The organism is Herpetosiphonaceae bacterium, from assembly GCA_036374795.1.
Lineage (GTDB): Bacteria > Chloroflexota > Chloroflexia > Chloroflexales > Kallotenuaceae > LB3-1.
The window spans coordinates 1-18,296 of record DASUTC010000345.1; the positions used below are offsets into that span (position 1 = coordinate 1).

Below are 18,296 nucleotides of genomic sequence, written 5' to 3' on the forward strand. Positions count from 1 at the left end.
GCTTAATCAGTTGACCTGCCCCGCCTCCTTTACGATGGACTCCAATGGTCTGGCCTCCGGAAATCACTTTTTAGAAGCGCTGCTCTCCGGTCTGTACGAGCTGATTGAGCGTGATGGCGTGTCCTGTCATAGCGAGGCCGAGCGGTATGGATGGCAGAAAAGGCGGATCACGCTGGAGAGCATCGCGGATCAGACGATCCAGCAGATCATCGCCATGCTGCGCGCGAAAGAGCTTGTTCCGATTATTCTGGATTGTACAACCGATATTGGCGTTCCCACCTTCGAGGCGTATCTTTACGACATGCGATCGAACGTCGTTCCGATCTCGCATGGCTATGGCGCGCATCTCAACCCGGCAGTAGCGATCACGCGCGCGCTCACGGAAGCGGTCCAGGCGCGAACGCTGATTATTTCGGGCGCGCGCGATGATTTATTCAAGGATATTTATCGCGCGAATCGCATCCGGTATACCTCGCTGGTCAAACACGTCGAATCCAAGGCCGATAGCGTACCGCTGAGCTACACCAATGTCGGCCACGCGACCTTCGAGGAAGATGCGTATCTGCTGATAGAGCGATTGAAACAGGCCGGGCTGGAGCAGGTGATTGTGTTCGACCTTTCACCGGAAACAATCGACATCAGCGTCTTACGAGTAATCGTGCCCGGCCTTGAGGGATACTACTATTACGGCTACAACCCCAGGTGGCGGGCATACCGTTTTATCGAGCAGGTTTGCGACGCATCTACCGTAGCCCGGATCAAGAGCAGTACGCTCGCACGCGAGGCATCGACCCACTCTCCGGCAGGAGGAATCATTTAATGCTGCAACCAGCAGAGATCGTCGTTTTTTTAGGCCCGTCGCTGCCACTGGCCGAGGCGAAAAAGATCCGCAACGCAACCTTCCTGCCTCCAGCGGAGCAAGGCGATCTGCTGGGTGTGGTGAACGACTTTAAGCCCCGCGTGATCGGCTTGATCGATGGCGTCTTTCTTTCCAAACCTGCGGTCTGGCACAAAGAAATTTTGTACGCCCTTACCTGCGGCATCCATGTCTATGGTGCCAGCAGCATGGGAGCGCTGCGTGCGGCTGAGCTATCCGCGTTTGGCATGCGCGGCGTCGGCGAGATTTTTAAGAAATTTGCCAGCGGCGAATTCCTCGACGATGACGAAGTAGCGCTGGTGCATGGCGACGCCGACACCAACTATCGCGCGCTCACGGAGCCGATGGTCAATGTGCGGGAAACATTGGTGCAGGCCCGGCAGCATGGGATCATCGATCAAGCGCAGTACGAGGCTTTAGAGCAACTGGCAAAGCAGATCTACTTTGCAGAGCGTACGCGCCCGGCTTTTATCAGCGCGGCGGTAGAGCAGGGTATTGTAGCCGATGGCGGCAAGCTCGCTGCGTTCTTTGCTACGAACTACGTAGATGTCAAACGTCAGGACGCCATCGATCTGCTGACGGTCCTGACCAGACTCCCCGACGACTTAGCGCCCTTCGTCGCCGATTTCGAGCTGGCAAATAATCGTCTTTTCGAGACGCTGCTCTTGAAAGATGCTTCGATCTGGGAAGGCGATACGAAGATTACGCGCGGCGATGTCATGTCGTATCATGCGCTGCACGACGCCAGCTTTGAGTATTCAAACTTCAGCGCGCTGAATCGCGGCCTCGCCCTGATCCTGGCCGAGATGCTGGGCGTCCAAGTCACCTCGGATGATATAGCGGACGAGCGGCGTCGCTTCAAACTGAAACATCGTCTGGTCAAAGATGATGTGTTTCAGCAGTGGCTACGAGACAATCATATTGATGAAGCGTTCTTTAATGATCTGATGCGGCAAAAGGCTCTTTGTCGCCGGATGCACCAGTGGCTCTGGCTGAAGCACGGACGACTGGGCAGTACCGGCCTGCTGATGGAGGAGCTGATCCTCACGAATCGCTACAAGGATTTTCTGCGCAAAGCAGCCTTTCAACAGGATCTCATCGACCAGTACGCGCCTTTTATGATCGACAGCGAGCACGGGCGCGACGCAACGATTCAGGAGTTGTTTCAAGACCATTTTCGCCACGAGGCGCTGACGCTCGATCAGCACTACACGAAATGGTTCAAAGAAGCGAACTTTCCAAGCCACGCCGCGCTTGAGCTAGAGCTCATCAGGGCGCAGCTTGCCCGGCAATCGTTGAGCCGGATGCTGCAACTGGATGACGGGCCTGCCAGATCATAAACAGCATTCCACGGTCCTATCATCCTTGCGGGCGATGGTGAGCCGGATCGAGCTGGGCAGCGATTCCTGCTTACAACTGCAACCAAAGGTCCTACGTGTAGAGCACCTATGTCATCGTTACATCTACTTCGGCTGACAGATACGAGCGGGGCATTTGTTTCAGGAGATGTCTTCGAGCAAGCCTTTGCCGCAAGCCTGCGCCATATCGGCGTTGCTGTAACGAGGAACAACCACGAGGAGTTTTGGAGCGCTGCGCAATCGCGCCTGGTCGATTCGCCCGCGCCGCTGCCGGAGCGGCTGTCTGCGGATGTGGCCTTATTCGAGCGGGCTTTCGGCGCGTATGACGTGATCTGCCCCGACTATCGCTACCTTTTTTTCGCGCCGCTGTTGATGGCGCTCCGCAATCAAGCCAGATCGCCGGTTGCGTTTTGCCTCATTGCTCACTCGCCTGGCCTGTATGCCTTGGAGTGGGCACTCTTAGCGCCCTTGTTGTCGGAGCGAGATGTGATTATCGCGCCGAGCGAGTTTGCGCGTGATGCGATTCAAGCGCTAAACGGCGATCTCGCCCCCTACATTCGAGTCGCTCCCCACCCCGCCGCGCTGGAGGGAGCGCTTGCCCCGCACCAGGCACCTCCGTCGAGTGATGGGCGTCGACGTCCGGTTTCGCTGCTGAGCCTGTCGCGGATCATTCCAACCAAGCTGATCCATCGGCAGATCGATGCGCTGGCGCTGCTCCGGCAGTGGGGATACACGCAGATAAAGCTGCGCATTGCCGGCGAGCTATGCGATCCGACGACACAGGAGCACACGCCCTATGCCAGCGTCCTGATCGCGCGGGTGCGCAGGCTTGGCCTTGAAGCGCATGTGGAATTTCTGGGAACGATCCGCGATACCCGGCAGAAGATCGCGCTGCTGCAAGCAAGTGACATCCTGCTCAACCTCTCGACAACGCTTGAAGAATCCTTTGGAAAAGCCCTGGTCGAGGCGCTCAGCGTCGGCACGCCCGCGCTGGTGACGCGCTGGGACGGGCTTGTCGAGATCGTCGGCGCGTGCGGCGGATGCGTCGATGTGCAGAGCAGCGCGGCGACCGGCGTGCTCGATATGGATGCCGCCGCTCTGGCTCGACAGGTTCTTGCATTGCTCGACGGCAGCTTTGCTCTAGGAGATTGTCGCGAGCGTCTTCAAGCGATGTATCCGGCCTCGGCTGGCAGGCGCTACCGAGAAGTCTTAGCCGCCGCGCTGGATCGGGAAGCGATCGTTCCAGATGCCGCCGCCCTGTTGGTCGCCGCTCGGCGGGCCGCGCCTGAGACTGGGATATTATCTCGAACTGCCCCGCTGACCGTGATGACATGGACGGAGCTGTTCCTCGCCTATCTCGACGAGCTGCGGGAGCATCAGGACGAGCTGCATCCGCCAGCGGCGCTGAATATGGCAGCGCAGATCCAGGCGCAGGCAGATGCGGCGGCGAGCGCTCGTCAGCGTGTATCCGTGCGCAAGCTGCTGATCATGGCAACAGCTCCGTACCTGGAGTCCTTCTACGCCTACCGGGATCGTGTCGACGTGATCGCCGCAACGTCTGCGCCAAAGAGCCTTGACCGAACTTCCACGATAGATACAATCGACACGGTGATCGAGTGCGGCATCCGTGACGTAGATGCTACTCCCGCATCTCGTTTTGCCTGCCTGGTGTCGGGAGCGCACGTGCGACTGGACATCGAGCTGAAAGAAACGCTCAAAACCCTCTTTGCCGATCGTAGCCTGATGCGGGTTACGGTTTTATCTGCGCTGGGCGAGTGGCAGCCGATGTATGCGCTCTGCATGGAATTAACCGCCGTTCCACGTGAAGATCAGTACGTGCTGTTGCCAGCCCTGGCAACAGTAGGCCGGATTCTCAAGCCCGGCGATGCATACGTGCAAAGGCTGGTGGCCTGGGTCAGGGCCTTTCCCGACCATTTTTATACCTGGGTCATCTTGATGCGCATTGTTGAAACACTGGACGACGCCCCGATGCCCCGACCCGCTAAGCTGGCTTTGTACGACGAGTGCCTCCTGCATTTTGAAACAATCGTCGCTAGAAAAGACCTCGTTCAGCAGTTCCGCCACAAGGTGACACGCGGCAAGCTCGGCCTTTTGTTTCAAGCGGATGCGTTATGAGCATCACCTATGCCATACGTGACGCAGACCCGGCACGCCCAACGTCTGCGCCTCAAGCCATCGTGATCGACCTGACGCAGCCCAACGCCACCCCATTTAAAGCTGCCTACGATCTGATTCAAACCGCGCTCCATGAATCATTTAAAGATCTGCTACCGCTGCTTTTTGATCCGGTCGTCTACCTTGACTTCTCAGATCTGACGAACATCTGGTATGGCCTTGAATCGATTGGCAACACCAATCTGATTAAGGCCAAGCGCCTGGCGATGCGTCTTGCCGAGCGACTTCAAGGCGTAGAGCTGTATCTGCTCGTTCTTGTCGACAGCTCGATGACCGAGGAAAACCTTGCGTTTCTCTGGTACTTTTACCAGAAAACGCGCTGCGCGCTACGCTTCTGCTATCAAGCGCCTGCGTTCTACGATACGTATGCTCCGGTTTTTTCACGCCTGAGCGATGCAGCAGCCGCATCTGAAGATCTCTTCGATGATCCTGCCCATCAATGGCATAGCGCGCTACGTCTGCCCGAAACCTGGCTTCAGCTCTTTGATTCGCCATTCTACGAGTTCTTGATCGACAACCAGCGATTGGAGCCTGCCAGCGACGATCTTGAGCGGCGGATGATCTTCATCTGGCATATCCTGAGCACGGGTGCCACCGATCTGGCGCTTGCCTGGCTGACGATCTGCTGTCGATTGGAGCAGGATGCTGCGCTGCGCGCCAGGCTCTTTGTAGCGCGCCAGGCGTTTTTGCTCGGCTTACAGCACTTTACCCGGCTGCAACAGCCGGACATGGAAGTTGCTCCAGCGACCCAGGACGAGGCGACGACGCTGGCGTTTATTCAAGGATATGCAGCGCTGCTCACCAATGACCAGGCGCGCGCAGCCGATCAGCTTGCCGCCGCTGGTATCCACGCCGAGCTTGAGGCGCACCAGACGCATGAGCTGTATCAATTGAATGCGTTCTCACTCCTGGCGTTCCGTGGCGGAGAGACGAAGACCGCGCAATCGCTTCAGCAGCGGATCTCCGGCTACCGTGAGCAGCCCGCGCTCTATACTACGAATATCCATTACACGAATGAGCTGAATTTAGGACGAATCGCCAGATCGAAAAAGGAGTATGCGGCGGCGCTTACCCATTTCGAGCGTGCCTTCCAGCAATTAGAAGGCTTTAAACAGCCTGCCGACTATCTCTATCAACATCTGCTGCTCGCCGAAGTCCTGGAGGCGCTCGGCGATGTTGAGCGGGCCTTCTTCCACTGGGTCACAGCCGCGCTGGTCTGGTCTGCTCTGGTCTGTAAAAACGCTGTTCACTGGCGTATCCAGGCGTTTCTTCTAAAAACAGCGTTTCGCATCAGTCAGACCGTACCGTCCTCGGTGATCGGCGAGCGATTGCGCCAGAAGCTGACGTTCTTCGCAGACATGGGCTGCTACAAACCGATCTCCTTTGAGCGGGCTGTTCCCATACGGACCCTAGAAACCGATCGCGCAATGCATACGGCGACCTATATCTATGCTCCGTTTCTTTCGATGATTGGCACGTCCGACGGCCCGGAGATCGTCGATCCCTTCGAGCAGACGCCGATCTATCGCAGCGTGAACCAGCAGCTTCTTTCAATAGTGGCTGCGAAGACCGGCTACGCCGCGATCGAGGGCTTCGGCTGTCTGTACCTGGATTTTGATCACGGCATGCCCACGCCGAGCGCGCCGGCGCACATTGCCTTGCGCTGCTCCAAGCTTGGCGCTAGCCTGTGGTGCCAGGGAGCAACCACAACTCCGGTGAGCGATCCGGCGGACATTCGCGCCATCCTGCATCCATCGATCCGAAGTGTCAGCCAGAGTCAGGGGAGGTGGTACGCACACTACCGCCGCTACCGCGCTCCAGAGCAGTTGACTTTTTTTGAGTATGTCTTCTTGAGCTACCTCAAGCAACAGCAGGCAACCTTCCCGCAGATTCAACAGGCATTCTCAGGGCTTGAGCTGGAGCTGCTCTTCGCGATGCAAGATAAACACCTGGTTCATCTGGTTACGAGCGATGTTCACACCGGGCAACGAGATGACACTACCATTTAGCGCTCCTGCCGACCGTTTTTTTTCCACAGATTATGTTCACGCTCGCACGCGCTTCTTGGAAGCTGCGCAGCGCGCAACGGCGCTCCACCAGGCATTTTCCCATCCTCAATCCGATGATCTGTTTTGTGATGCGGTGATAGTGCCCCATCGCTCGCCCTATGCGCTGATCACGCTGTCGGGAACTCACGGCGTCGAGGGCTACTGTGGCTCGGCTATTCAAAGCGCTGTGCTGCACTACAACGAGTATCTCGCCTGTCATCCGATGTTTCAGATCCACATTCATGGCCTGAATGCGTGGGGCATGCGGCATTTCAGCCGCACGGATGAGCAGCATGTTGATATAAACCGCAGCATCATCGACTTTACCAGCGTGCTGCCCGTTAATCAGCTCTATCCGATGGTGCATGAGCATCTCTGTTTCCAAGATTGGGACGAGCGCACTATTGCCCGCTTCTGGGATTTTCAGGAAACGTTTATCAGGACGCACGGCTTAACCGGCTGGAATAGAGCCTTCTCCGGCGGTCAGTACGACTATCCCGATGGCGTGATGTACGGCGGCACCGCTCCAGGCTGGAGTCAGCGCGTTTTGCAGCGGATTGCCGGGCTTATCCCTGAGTTCGTGACGACGTTGATTGTTCTGGATTTTCACACGGGAGTCGGCCAGTTTGGCGAGGCGCTGATCCTGGTCAAGCAGCTTACGCCGATCGAGCTAGCCATCCGCCTCCCCTCGGTTCTTTCGCAGCGGCGCAGCCTGATTTTCGATGCCCATAACCTGCCGCTGAGCACGCACAACTTCTCTGGATTGGTGCTGGAAGCCTTTACCCGTCTGCCGCAGCGCTGTATCCCGCTGGTCGTTGAATACGGCACGTATCCCGCGCGCCAGATGATCGAGGCGATCCTCTATGATCGCTGGCTGGCCTGGAGCTCACAGGACACGGCGGCCCTGCGTCAGTCGTTGCTTGAGCAGTATTGTCCCTCCGATCCTGCCTGGCGCGATCGTGTGCTTGGTCATGCCTGGATGTTGCTGGATATGATTGGCAAGGATCTGGCGGAGCCTGAGCGATGAGCGACATGCTGGACGTTTATTTTGCTCCGCACACGCTGCGCATCCACTGCCGCGATGCGAGCCAGCTTCAGCCGCGCGAGCAGCGCGCGGCAACGTGGCAGCGTCGGCTGCGCGATGCTTTGCACAGGAGCACCTCGGAGGCCGAGCTGGTTCACATGTTCGACCGGCTTGAGCTTGAACGCCTGGTCCTGCCTTACTATCGCCGACTGATCGAGCAGAACTTGCTGTTCTTCACCTGGCAGCCCGGCGACCGAGCGCTGCTTACGATCCACCCGCTCACTCCCGATTTTACCTGGCAGAATCCGGCCCTCGCCTGTGCCAACACGCTCTCGCGCTTCGCGTACGTGCGCCGCGACGGAGATCGGTTCTGCCTTGAGTCGCCTGAGGCCGCCTGTATCATCTGCGACCTGGCCCCGGAGCTTGGAGCATGGCTGCTCACACTGCCTGAGCCGGAGCCTGCCGATGACAGGTATCGCCAGCTCTTTGATCTGCTGGCGCTGACGGGCTTCCTGGAGCCGCGTCACGAGCCTCCGACACGGCGCTATTGGGAATTTCATGATCGGCTATTTCACACCCAGTCGACGATCCATCGGCTCAATCAGCCATTTGGCGCGACGTACCGATTCGCGGGCGACCACGCCTATCCAGCCGCGTCCCAGCCGCCGCACACGGCTCAGGAATGTCCTCTCCCCGCGCCCGACGCCGAGCTGCTGGACACGGATATGCTGCGCAGCTTGCGGGCGCGGCGCTCGATACGCCAGCATGGAGCCAGGGGTATGTCGCTGGCGGCGCTCTCCACGCTGTTGTTTTTCGCCCTCAACGCCAGCGAGGCCCGCAGCGGCGGACCTGACTTGGAGCAAGCTGCCGCGACTCCGGCGCTTCCCACCTATACCAAAGCCTATCCGAGCGCCGGAGGCATTCACGAACTGGAGTTTTACCTGATCGTACGTCTCTGCGATGGCCTTCCAGCCGGTATCTATGCCTACGACGACAAACAGCATACGCTCCGGCATTTGCCCAAGGTTTCGCCGTATGGAGCGCATCTGATCTCGAATGCTGCGCATCAGTGGGGCAGCCCCAACCGGCTACCGCAGATGGTCATGCTGATCACCAGTCGGCTGGAGCAGCTTGCCTGGAAGTATGAAACGATCGCGTATCGCCTGACGCTGCTGAACGCGGGCTGTGCCGTGCAGACGTTGTATCTCGTCTCCGCGAGCCTCGGCACTGCCTGCTGTGCGCTCGGCGGGATCAATAGCCTGCTGATGCGGTTTTTGGATCAGTTTGGTGAAATTCGAGGCGTTCCGCTGGCGCAGATCGCGATTGGCGAAGCGGGCACGCCAGCTGTAGACCAAGTGCCATAACTCAAGGAGCGTAGTATGCCGGATACTCAAACGATGACCCTGGCGGAGTTTCTCGAGCTGCCTGGAACGCTGACGATGAAAGAGCGCGGCCAGATTATCGACCAATGCATCGCGCTGATTCAATCGGTGTATGCTCACCTGCCCCTGAAGGCAGCCTTGTTTGCTCAGGCGCCCGATCGCCGTATGCGACTCCTGAAAGAGGAAATGGCCGACATCAGCGAGCTAAGCTTTCACTACGCCCTGCTCGATATTTTTATCGACCTCCGCGATCTGCACACGCGGTACACGTTGCCTGCGCCATACCAGACCAAAGCCGCGTATCTGCCCTTTACGCTGCAAGAATATGTCGAGAATAATCGCCCGCGCTACGTGGTGGCAGAACTCTTAGAGGAGATCGATGATCCGCATTTCAAGGTCGGTCTTGAGGTCATGCTCTGGAACGGGGTGCCGATCGCTAAGGACATCGAGGCGCTGCGCCGCACGACGTTCGGCTCCAATCGCGCGTCGAGCCATGCCCGTGCCATTCAGTTAATGACCCTGCGGCACCTGGCGTATAGCTTTGCTCCGGTCACGGATTCGGTGCTGGTGACATATAAAAATGCTCACAGAACACGCTTCGAGACACGTTTCCAATGGAAGATTGCCGAGGCAGCGGTGGTCAAAGAGCTGTTCGATCATCCCAAGGATGATCTCTTAGCGGTAATCAGGGCAGTAGATCCTGAGCTTCATGCCCTGAATCAGGTCAAACAAGCTGTTAAGAGCACGTCGACGACCAGCGCCAACGATAGCGGCGCGTCTTCTGCTGCTGAAAGCGCGCCGGAGCCGAGCCAAACAACGACGATTCCGGATAACTTCTCGGTGCGCACGGTGAACACCGAGCATGGCGATTACGGCTATATTCGGATCGCGACATTCGAGAAAACCCAGACCTGGCCCCCGCTTAACACCGATGGGTTTATCAAGGCGTTTCTGACCGAATTCCAGCGCTTATTGACGCTGATTCCCCAAAACGGCTTGATCTTAGATCTACGCGGTAATGCCGGAGGGATTCTTCCGGCGGGTGAAAGTTTATTACAGTTGTTTTCACCTAAACCCGTGGATACGGCCCTTTATCAATTTCGGAATACGGAAACCACCCTCGCGCTGACGAAGAATGCTCCCGACGCCTACGATTTCAAAGGCTGGATTCCATCGATCGAGATAGGTCTTCGCAGCGGCAGCGATTTTTCGCAGGCGTTGCCCTTCTTACCTTACAGCACCAGCTACAATGATATTGGACAAAAATATTACGGACCAGTGGTGCTGATTATTGACGCGCTCTGCTACAGCACAACCGATATGTTCATCGCAGCATTCATGGATAACGGCCTCGGTAAAGTGATCGGGGTCGATGATAACAGCGGGGCCGGTGGAGCGAATATGTGGAGCTCTACGGCGGTGATGAATATTCTCAATCAGGGAAAACAAACCAGCGCGCAAGGGCTGCCGAAAGGCGCTGCGTTGACCCTGGCCGTGAGGCGCGCTGTGCGGGTCGGGCAGTACGCGGGACAGCCGATTGAGGATCTGGGGATCGTGCCCGATCAGGTTCATCGCATAACGAAAAATGATGTGCTGAATGGCTATGTAGACTTATTCAATGCGGCTGGCGCGGCGCTCGCTCAACAGCCTGCTTACGGGCTGAATCCGCAGATGAGCGCGGTCGACGGCGGTATTCAAATCACTGTCGGCACGAGCAACCTAACCCGCCTGGATATCTACATCGATCGGCGGCCTTTCAAAACGCTGGATATTACCGATGGAGAGCATATCATCTCTGACCTGAGCGTACCTCCTGGTGCTCAGCAGCTTGAAATCCTGGCTTTTAACCAGAATACCTTAGCTGCCAGCGCCAAAATCCCACTTCCGACGCCCGAAACAGCACCGCAGTAATGTGAGCTGCGGGGCGCGCAGATCGGGATGCGCCGCCCCTAGATCTGATCTCGGCGATACTTCAGAACCACACGCTCGAACGAAACCGTCTGGATCGCATCGAGCGGGATGGTGCGGCGCTGCAATAAGCCCCACCACAGGCCGACGGTGATGCTCCCGCGTCCAAGGGGCGGCGCGCCGTCGGCTGCCGTGTGGTAGAGCCGGGCAGCGGATTGCGTGGTAGGGCCGGGATTGCCGATGGTCTGCGTTGGCATCGGGCCGAGCAACTCGCCGCTGACTCTGCTCGTCTGGCACGACTCCGGCACAACCTCGCCTTCGCCCGCCGCGATCGGGCCGGGAATAACCGCCAGCACGCTACCCAGGTAGACATTGTCCAGGGTATAGACATCCATCGCTTTGCGAATATCACGCCGATCGAAGCTCATCGCGGACCTCCTGCGCTCTCACGGCATCACCCGCGCCGGGCAAGCTCGTAGGTCGCCTCCGGATCGTCAGCGGAGGCGCGACCGGCCATCACCATCACATAGCGCAGGAGAAACCCGCCGGTCAGCGTCAGCACCGACGAGAGCACCGCGAGGCCACGCACCGGCAGCCGGTCGCTCAGCCGCCCGATCGATTGGAGCAGCAGCGGCCCGCCCACGCCGAGGCCGAGCACACCCCAGCGCAAGATGCGGCTGAGCGGCCCATGCTGCACAGGCCGTCCGATAACCGCTCCGGCGTTGCGCCGCGCCGCCAGGATCAGGCCAAGCTCGGCCAGCAGCGCAGCCGTGTCGAGCCGCTCAAGCCGCCTGATCGTCTGGTGGCTGGTGCCACGCATCAGCGCCAGCACCAGCGTGATCGCCGCCGAGGCGCTGGACATGGCCGATGAGAGGAAGAGCGGGCCGAGCAGCAGCGCGTTTCTGGCCCACAGCGGCACAGCGGTCGCGCCCAGCAGCACGCCGGTATAGCCGCCCACAAAGAAGCCGAAGGCTCCGCCCAGCACGCTAATCGTCTTCGAGGGCAGCGCCAGCAGCGCCCGGCTGAGCAGATTCGCGCGGCTCAGCAGGCCATCCTGCGCCGCCTGGATCAGCGCCGATAGCGCACAGAAGCCGCCGAACAGCGTCAGGCCCCAGGTGCCCACCGACATCGGCGAGCGCAGCTTGACGATCCGCAGCATGTAGAGGAAGCGCTCCGGTCGTCCCAGGTCGAGAATCAGCAGGATCGGGCTGGGAATCAGCGCCGCAAGCGAGATGTATCGCCCGACGCGCACGATCCGCCGCGTGTCGCGACCGCCGAACAGCTCCGCGATGCTGGCGATGACGTAGCTGGCCGACGAGATGCCGCCGAGGAAGAAGTAGCAGATGATCAGCCATTTCCAGTGCGGCTTGTGGATCGCGGGTATACCGTAGTAGCTCGCGCGCGACTCGTCCGTCACGGAGCGGCCACCTTTGCGCCGGTTTTCCCAGGTTCGCTCGTAGGATACTGACATGGGTGCCTCTGGGAGACGAAAGAACAAAACAACAAAAGAACAAAGGAACAAACGAAGAACCGAGAAAAGAGCAAAAGAACAGAGGGGAAACAAAGAACAAAGAACAAATGAATAAACGTTTAACTCCCTTGTTCTCTTGTTTCCTTGTTCCATGGCCCGCTACCTTCCTCGCAGCGCCGCGATAGCGGCAACGCCCAGCGCGATAGCCGCGCCCAACGTCGTCAAAAACGCGGGGCCGACCTGATCCTGCGGCAGCGCTGGAGCGGCGGGCAGGTTATACACCTCCGGCTCCGCCGTCAGGATGAAGAAGCTGTTGAGTCCCTCGATGCCGTAGGTGCCGCCCACCGCCCGATCGCCGTAGATATAGGCGCTCCTGATGCCGCGCGCCTGGAGATCGGCAACCCGGCGCTGTGCCCGCTCCATCAGCTCATCGATCGGCCCGAACTGGATCGAATCGGTGGGGCAGGCTTTGGCGCAGGCAGGCTCCAGCCCGTCGACCATCCGATCATAGCAGAGCGTACACTTATGCGCCTTGTGGTCCGTGGTGCTCAGATCGGGCACGCCGAACGGACACGACGGCACGCAGTAGCCGCAGCCGTTGCAAATATCCTGCTGGATCACCACCGTATCGAACTCGGTGCGGATGATCGCGCCGGTCGGACAGGCTTCCAGGCAGCCCGCTTTGACGCAGTGCTTGCAGATGTCGCTCATCATCAGCCAGTCGCTCTGGAAGGGCGGCAGCGTCGCGCTGCCGTCGCCGTCGCTGCTCATCTGCTCGATAAACGCCACATGCCGCCAGGTCGTCGCGCCCAGGTCTTTGGTATGATCGTAGCTGTGGCCGGTCCACTCGAAGTTGTCCATCGGTAGCTGATTCCACTGCTTGCAGGCCACCTCGCACGCCTTACAGCCGATGCAGAGCGTCGTATCGGTCAGATAGCCCATCGCGCCGGGACGCGCCCCGGTGGTGCCGACCAGCGACTTATCGATCAGCGGAATGGATGCGCTCATCTCCAGCGGCCTCCTTCGTCAGCGGCGACAGCTTGATCGGTCGCGCGGCCCTTGCGCAGATTGCAGGTGAACGACTTACCCTCGTGAATACGCGAGTTTGGATCTTCGACCAGTGCGCTCAGGTTGTTGGCGATCCCGCCGCGCGCGAGGCCGCCGTAGCCAAAGTGCCAGGGCATGCCAATCTGGTGCAGCACGCTGCCATCGAGACGCAGCGGCTTGATGCGCAGCGTCACCAGCGCGCGCGCCTCCGCCGCGCCGCGCAGCGTCGTGACTGTCACCCAGTCGCCGTTACCGATGTCAAGCTCGGCGGCCAGCTCAGGGCTGATCTCGACAAAGCCGCCGGGCTGTAGCTCGGCCAGCCACGGCACCCACCGGCTCATCCCGCCAGCGGTCAGATGCTCGGTCAGGCGGTAGGTCGTGATCACGTACGGAAAGCGCGGATCGCCGATCGCGTGATAGCGGTTGTCGGGCCGCTCGAAGAAGAGCGCCGCCGGGCTGCGCGGCTGATCGGGGTAGAGCGAGTTGCCGACCGGCGACTCCCACGGCTCGTAGTGCGTCGGCAGCGGGCCGTCGCGCAGCCCGGACGCGGCGAACAGCCAGCCTTTGCCGTCGGACATCAGGATGAAAGGCGCGTCGCCTCCGTGCGCGTCGATGCCTCTGGCGTCGGGCGGCGGCTGGTAGTCGGGCGGCTTAGTCTTGGGAAAATCCGGCACGTCATAGCCCGTCCACCGGCCCTGCTGCGCATCCCACCAGACCCACTTCTTGCGCTCGCTCCAGGGCCGACCCTGTGGATCGGCGGAGGCGCGATTGTAGAGGATACGCCGGTTGTCGGGCCAGGCAAAGCCCCAGCCGAGCGCCGCCTGATCGTCGCCCATACGATTCTTCGCCTGATTCTTGCCTTCCTCAGGCATGATCCCGGAGTAGATCCAGCAGCCGCAGGCGGTCGAGCCGTCGTCTTGGAGCGCGCCGAAGCCCTCGACCAGCCTGCCGTCGGCGACGGTGTAGCCGTTGATCTCTTTGACCACCGCATCCAGATCAGGCTCGCCAAGCGCATCGATCGTCGGATACTCCCAGGTCAGCGCTCGAATCTGCCGCCCGCGCGGGCTATCGTCGTGCTGATAGAGCTGCTTGAGCCGACGACCAAGATGGAGCATAAACCAGGCTTCGGAGCGACAGTCGCCCGGCGGATCGACCGCCTTATCGTGCCACTGCACCAGCCGCTGCGTGTTGGTGTAGGAGCCTGCTTTCTCTCCCGTCAGCGACGCGGGAATAAAAAAGATCTCGGTCTTGATCTCCTGCGGTCGGATCTGGCCGCTGCGTACTTCGGGCGCGTCGTGCCAGAAGGCCGCTGTCTCGACCTCGTGAACATCGCGCACCACCAGCCAGTCGAGATTGGCGAGCGCCTGGCGGCCCAGGATCGCGTTCTGCCCCCCGACCGCCGGATTCTCGCCCATGCAGAAGAGGCCCTTGATGATGCCGTCCTTCATCATCAGCAGCATCTTCTGAAACGAGTAGTCGGCCTCGATCTTGGGCAGCAGATCATAGGCAAAGCCATTCTCCGGCGTGGCGGCGTCGCCGTACCAGGCTTTGAGCAGGCTGACGATATACTTGGGCATGTGATACCACCAGCCGCGCTCGGGCTGCTCCGTCTCAAGATACGTCTCAAGCGTCTCGTGCTTGTTGGCGGCGCTGGGCATCGGCAGGTAGCCCGGCAGCAGATTGTAGAGCGTCGGGATGTCGGTGCTGCCCTGGATCGTGGCATGGCCGCGCAGCGCCAGCACGCCGCCGCCGGGTCGTCCGATGTTGCCGAGCAACAGTTGCAAGAGCGCGCAGCAGCCGATCATCTGCGTGCCGATCGTGTGCTGCGTCCAGGCGACGGCATAGCAGAAGGCCGAGGTTCGATCGCGGCCAGAATTATTGACCAGCGCCTCGGCCACCTTGAGAAACTGCTCGCGGGGCACGCCGCAGATACGCTCGACCATGTCGGGCGTGTAGCGCGCGTAGTGGCGCTTGACGATCTGGAAGACGCATCTCGGATCTTGCAGCGTGGGATCGGAGCGGATCTCCCACGTGGCACGGCCCACCTGCTCACCGCGCGGCTCGGCGGTCTGCACCTCGTCGGCCCTTCCCTGCGGCTCGCTGGTCGGGCTGGTCGCCTGCGCTTCGTTTCCGGCATACTGCCAGGTCGCAGAATCATACTGTCGCCGGTCGGGATCGTAGCCTGAGAAGAGGCCGTCCAGATCCTCGGTATCCTTGAACTGCTCGCTAATGATCACCGGCGCGTTGGTATAGTGCGTCACGTACTCCTTGAAGAAGGGATCGCGCTGCCAGCGCTCGCTGCTGATCACATAGTTGACCAGCGCGCCCAGAAAGGCGATGTCGCTGCCCGCGCGGAGCGGCACATGCAGATCGGCCATCGCCGAGGTGCGCGTAAAGCGCGGATCGATGTGGATGATCGTCGCGCCGCGCTGCTTGGCCTTCATCACAAAGCGAAAGCCGACCGGGTGATTCTCGGCCATGTTCGAGCCCATGATCACGATGCAATCGCTATCGGCCAGGCTTTGCTGCGTCGTCGTCGCGGCACCTCTGCCAAGTCGAGCGCCCAGACCGGGCACCGAGGAGGAGTGTCATATGCGCGCCTGGTTCTCGACGGCGACAATGCCCAGCCCGGCGGTCCAGAGCTTCTTGATCAGGTAATTCTCCTCGTTGTCGAGCGTCGCGCCGCCCAGGTGGCCGATCGCCGTCGTGCGATTGACGGTCATGCCCTGCGCGTCGATCTCCTCGAAGCTTGTGTCGCGCGTCTGCTTGACCCGCTGGGCGATCTGCTCCATCGCCCAATCCAGCGACCGCTCCTCCCAGTGGTCGCTGTAGGGCGCGCGATACTTGACCTTTGTCTCGCGCAGCGGGCTATGCAGCAGCCCGAAGGTAGCGGAGCCTTTGGGACAGAGCGTGCCGCCGCTGATCGGACTCTCGTAGTTTCCCTCGATGTCGATGATCCTGCCGCTCTTGGTGTAGATGATCTGCGAGCAGCCCACGGCGCAGTAGGGGCACACGCTGACGCTCGCCGCAGCGCCCCGGATGCGGGCATGGGCCTGGCGGGTCTGCTCGCTTACCGGATTCGGCACCAGTCCGATGTAGTTTTTGAGATGATCGAAGACGCCCATTCACGCTCCTTCACGGAAAAGATGTACGTCCGATGCTGGTGGGCAGCGGAGCGATCCGGCTCCCATGATACATCATATCGACAGTTCATCCGGCAGCCTGCAAGCGTCGGGAATGATTAAGGGGAATCAAGCGCGCGGCGATCACCATGCCTCACAGTGGAACAGCAAGGTCATGGTACACTTGCTCATCGATCGATGCCGATGGAGAGGAATTGATGAGCACATCCGCCGTTGAGCACATGACGATTGAGCAGTATCTTGCCCTTGAAGAGCGGGGTGAGAGCAAACACGAGTATTATCGCGGCGCAATCTATGCCATGACCGGCGGTACTGCCCATCATAATCTGATCGTCGCAAATATCATCGCGCTGCTGCATGGGCAGCTTCGAGGATCATCCTGCGGCGTCTTTCCGAGCGATCTTCGTCTTAAATATAGAACAAACCGGATTATATACATATCCCGATATTTCCGTGATCTGCGGGCCGATTTACTTTGCCGATGGGCGGCAAGATACCGTCACGAACCCCTCGATTCTCATCGAGGTCTTATCGCCAAGCACAGAAAACTATGATCGGGGGAAAAAGTTTGAACAGTATCGAACGATCGAAACATTACAGGAGTATATTGTCGTAGCACAAGATCGCGTACACATCGAGCACTATGTTCGTCAAGATGATCACCGATGGCTCTTGGCTGATTTTTTTGTCGTCGATCAGGTTGTGCAAGTTGGTGCGATTAACTGCACGCTGCCTGTAGCGTCCGTGTACGAGTACATCACCTTCGAGAGCGAAGATGCCTGAGCGTGGAGGCTGAGCTGGGGCAGTTCAGCCGTTCGGCTTCTACGCCACGCAGCGCTGCTCGTCTTCCAGAACCATCGCACCATCAACGTCGCGACCAAAAGCAACCGTTTGTTCCGTTCGGGACCAGGAGTTCGCTGCATGTCCAACCGCGCCCCTTTTCCAACACCGCTGCATCAACAGGCGGCGGAAGCGATTGTGGAGTTCTTCCGTCCCTGCTCCGGTGTTGACGCGGTGCTGCTGGTCAACTCGTGCGCGCGCGGCGTCGCCACAGCAGACAGCGATCTCGATATTGCCGTGCTGGTAGCGCCAGCGCTGTCCACGTCCGATCGGCACAGCCTGGAGCAGCAGTGGCAACAGTTCTTTGCTGCGGAGCAAGTTTTTCACCACTTACGGGCTGCCGGCCCATTCACCGGTGTGCATCTGGATCTGTTCGACGGGCAGTTTGTGCCCGAATCCTGGGATGACGGCGGCGGTCCAGATGGGTTTGAGCTGGGGATCGGCAACGAGGTGGCGTACAGCCAGCCGCTCTGGGAAGGAACGACCGCATTTCGCGATCTGAAGACAACCTGGCTGCCCTACTATGGGGAGACACTGCGCCAGCAGCGGCTTGCAATGGTCCGCAGTGCGTGCCACTACGATCTGGATCATGTGCCCTTTTTTGTCAGGCGGGGCTTGTATTTCCAGGCCTTTGATCGGCTGTACAAAGCCTTGCAAGAATTTCTGCAAGCCCTCTTTATCGCGCATCGCACCTATCCCATCGCCTACAACAAATGGATTCGTGAGCAGGTCGAGACGCGGCTAGGACTCCCAGAGGTGTATGCCCAGCTCCCAGGGATATTGGAAATAAGCTGCCTCGAAAGCACTGAGCTTCTTGACAAGGCCCACAAGCTACGGGCGCTGGTGGACCAGTGGACGCTGAAGTAGGCGAAGCAGATGAGTTCACAGGCAGATTCGCACCGATCTTTTGCCCGCCCCTAGCCGCTATGGTACAATTCCACTTGGTTATGTATATGATATTGTGCGGAGATAGCGCATTCTAAAGCCATAGATTTAGTATTT

The 18,296-nt window shown here is 59.5% G+C and carries 15 protein-coding genes; 10 read left to right on the plus strand and 5 right to left on the minus strand.

The features are described 5' to 3' along the window. From VFZ66_26850 to VFZ66_26880, 7 genes are all read left to right on the plus strand, one after another. Positions 1 to 820 (plus strand): YcaO-like family protein (locus VFZ66_26850; GenBank protein ID HEX6292833.1); only part of this gene is annotated, 820 nt, incomplete at its 5' end. Then, complete coding sequence (locus VFZ66_26855) at positions 820 to 2,217, plus strand: TfuA-like protein (GenBank protein ID HEX6292834.1); 1,398 nt, start codon at positions 820 to 822, stop codon at positions 2,215 to 2,217. The genes VFZ66_26850 and VFZ66_26855, both read left to right, overlap by 1 nt. Before the next feature lie 108 nt (positions 2,218 to 2,325). After that, positions 2,326 to 4,371: a glycosyltransferase family 4 protein gene (locus VFZ66_26860; protein HEX6292835.1), complete on the plus strand. Its 2,046-nt coding sequence runs from the start codon at positions 2,326 to 2,328 to the stop codon at positions 4,369 to 4,371. Continuing rightward, positions 4,368 to 6,440, plus strand: coding sequence for a hypothetical protein (locus VFZ66_26865; protein ID HEX6292836.1), 2,073 nt, complete (start codon positions 4,368 to 4,370; stop codon positions 6,438 to 6,440). The genes VFZ66_26860 and VFZ66_26865 overlap by 4 nt, the downstream gene beginning before the upstream one ends. Continuing rightward, complete coding sequence (locus tag VFZ66_26870) at positions 6,424 to 7,506, plus strand: DUF2817 domain-containing protein (protein ID HEX6292837.1); 1,083 nt, start codon at positions 6,424 to 6,426, stop codon at positions 7,504 to 7,506. Before VFZ66_26865 ends, VFZ66_26870 begins: the two co-directional genes overlap by 17 nt. Next, on the plus strand, positions 7,503 to 8,867 hold the full coding sequence (locus VFZ66_26875; GenBank protein ID HEX6292838.1) for a SagB family peptide dehydrogenase: 1,365 nt from the start codon (positions 7,503 to 7,505) through the stop codon (positions 8,865 to 8,867). The genes VFZ66_26870 and VFZ66_26875 overlap by 4 nt, the downstream gene beginning before the upstream one ends. 15 nt (positions 8,868 to 8,882) lie before the next feature. Then, entirely contained in the window at positions 8,883 to 10,796 is a 1,914-nt protein-coding gene (locus VFZ66_26880; protein ID HEX6292839.1) for a S41 family peptidase, read from the plus strand. Between the two features lie 38 nt (positions 10,797 to 10,834). Here VFZ66_26880 and VFZ66_26885 read toward each other — a convergent pair whose 3' ends face one another. The 5 genes from VFZ66_26885 to VFZ66_26905 form a co-directional block, all read right to left on the minus strand. Beyond that, positions 10,835 to 11,221: a hypothetical protein gene (locus VFZ66_26885; protein ID HEX6292840.1), complete on the minus strand. Its 387-nt coding sequence runs from the start codon at positions 11,219 to 11,221 to the stop codon at positions 10,835 to 10,837. A gap of 26 nt (positions 11,222 to 11,247) precedes the next feature. Further along, positions 11,248 to 12,264 (minus strand): NrfD/PsrC family molybdoenzyme membrane anchor subunit, encoded by a 1,017-nt coding sequence (nrfD, locus tag VFZ66_26890; protein ID HEX6292841.1) that lies wholly within the window; start codon positions 12,262 to 12,264, stop codon positions 11,248 to 11,250. 159 nt (positions 12,265 to 12,423) lie between these two features. Further along, positions 12,424 to 13,272 carry a 4Fe-4S dicluster domain-containing protein gene (locus VFZ66_26895; protein HEX6292842.1) on the minus strand — a complete coding sequence of 283 codons (849 nt, stop codon included), beginning with the start codon at positions 13,270 to 13,272 and terminating at the stop codon, positions 12,424 to 12,426. Further along, entirely contained in the window at positions 13,269 to 16,436 is a 3,168-nt protein-coding gene (gene fdh, locus VFZ66_26900; GenBank protein ID HEX6292843.1) for a formate dehydrogenase, read from the minus strand. The genes VFZ66_26895 and fdh overlap by 4 nt, the downstream gene beginning before the upstream one ends. Before the next feature lie 185 nt (positions 16,437 to 16,621). After that, the gene (locus VFZ66_26905; protein HEX6292844.1) at positions 16,622 to 16,813 is read right to left on the minus strand and encodes a hypothetical protein; all 192 of its coding nucleotides are present in this window, start codon (positions 16,811 to 16,813) and stop codon (positions 16,622 to 16,624) included. Here VFZ66_26905 and VFZ66_26910 point away from each other — a divergent pair. The 3 genes from VFZ66_26910 (at position 16,745) to VFZ66_26920 (ending at position 18,161) form a co-directional block, all read left to right on the plus strand. After that, positions 16,745 to 17,008 carry a hypothetical protein gene (locus VFZ66_26910; GenBank protein ID HEX6292845.1) on the plus strand — a complete coding sequence of 88 codons (264 nt, stop codon included), beginning with the start codon at positions 16,745 to 16,747 and terminating at the stop codon, positions 17,006 to 17,008. The two genes, VFZ66_26905 and VFZ66_26910, sit on opposite strands and share 69 nt — an antisense overlap. Beyond that, complete coding sequence (locus VFZ66_26915; protein ID HEX6292846.1) at positions 16,908 to 17,237, plus strand: Uma2 family endonuclease; 330 nt, start codon at positions 16,908 to 16,910, stop codon at positions 17,235 to 17,237. The genes VFZ66_26910 and VFZ66_26915 overlap by 101 nt, the downstream gene beginning before the upstream one ends. 138 nt (positions 17,238 to 17,375) lie before the next feature. Next, the gene (locus VFZ66_26920) at positions 17,376 to 18,161 is read left to right on the plus strand and encodes a nucleotidyltransferase domain-containing protein (protein ID HEX6292847.1); all 786 of its coding nucleotides are present in this window, start codon (positions 17,376 to 17,378) and stop codon (positions 18,159 to 18,161) included. Positions 18,162 to 18,296: the final 135 nt, after the last annotated feature.

Coding starts and splice junctions, on each gene's coding strand:
- VFZ66_26855 (HEX6292834.1), top strand. CDS start 820: ATGCTGCAACCAGCAGAGATCGTCGTTTTTTTAGGCCCGTCGCTGCCA.
- VFZ66_26885 (HEX6292840.1), bottom strand. CDS start 11,221: ATGAGCTTCGATCGGCGTGATATTCGCAAAGCGATGGATGTCTATACC.
- nrfD (HEX6292841.1), bottom strand. CDS start 12,264: ATGTCAGTATCCTACGAGCGAACCTGGGAAAACCGGCGCAAAGGTGGC.
- VFZ66_26865 (HEX6292836.1), top strand. CDS start 4,368: ATGAGCATCACCTATGCCATACGTGACGCAGACCCGGCACGCCCAACG.
- VFZ66_26895 (HEX6292842.1), bottom strand. CDS start 13,272: ATGAGCGCATCCATTCCGCTGATCGATAAGTCGCTGGTCGGCACCACC.
- VFZ66_26875 (HEX6292838.1), top strand. CDS start 7,503: ATGAGCGACATGCTGGACGTTTATTTTGCTCCGCACACGCTGCGCATC.
- VFZ66_26880 (HEX6292839.1), top strand. CDS start 8,883: ATGCCGGATACTCAAACGATGACCCTGGCGGAGTTTCTCGAGCTGCCT.
- VFZ66_26920 (HEX6292847.1), top strand. CDS start 17,376: ATGTCCAACCGCGCCCCTTTTCCAACACCGCTGCATCAACAGGCGGCG.
- VFZ66_26870 (HEX6292837.1), top strand. CDS start 6,424: ATGACACTACCATTTAGCGCTCCTGCCGACCGTTTTTTTTCCACAGAT.
- VFZ66_26860 (HEX6292835.1), top strand. CDS start 2,326: ATGTCATCGTTACATCTACTTCGGCTGACAGATACGAGCGGGGCATTT.
- VFZ66_26905 (HEX6292844.1), bottom strand. CDS start 16,813: ATGCAGCAGCGCGATGATATTTGCGACGATCAGATTATGATGGGCAGT.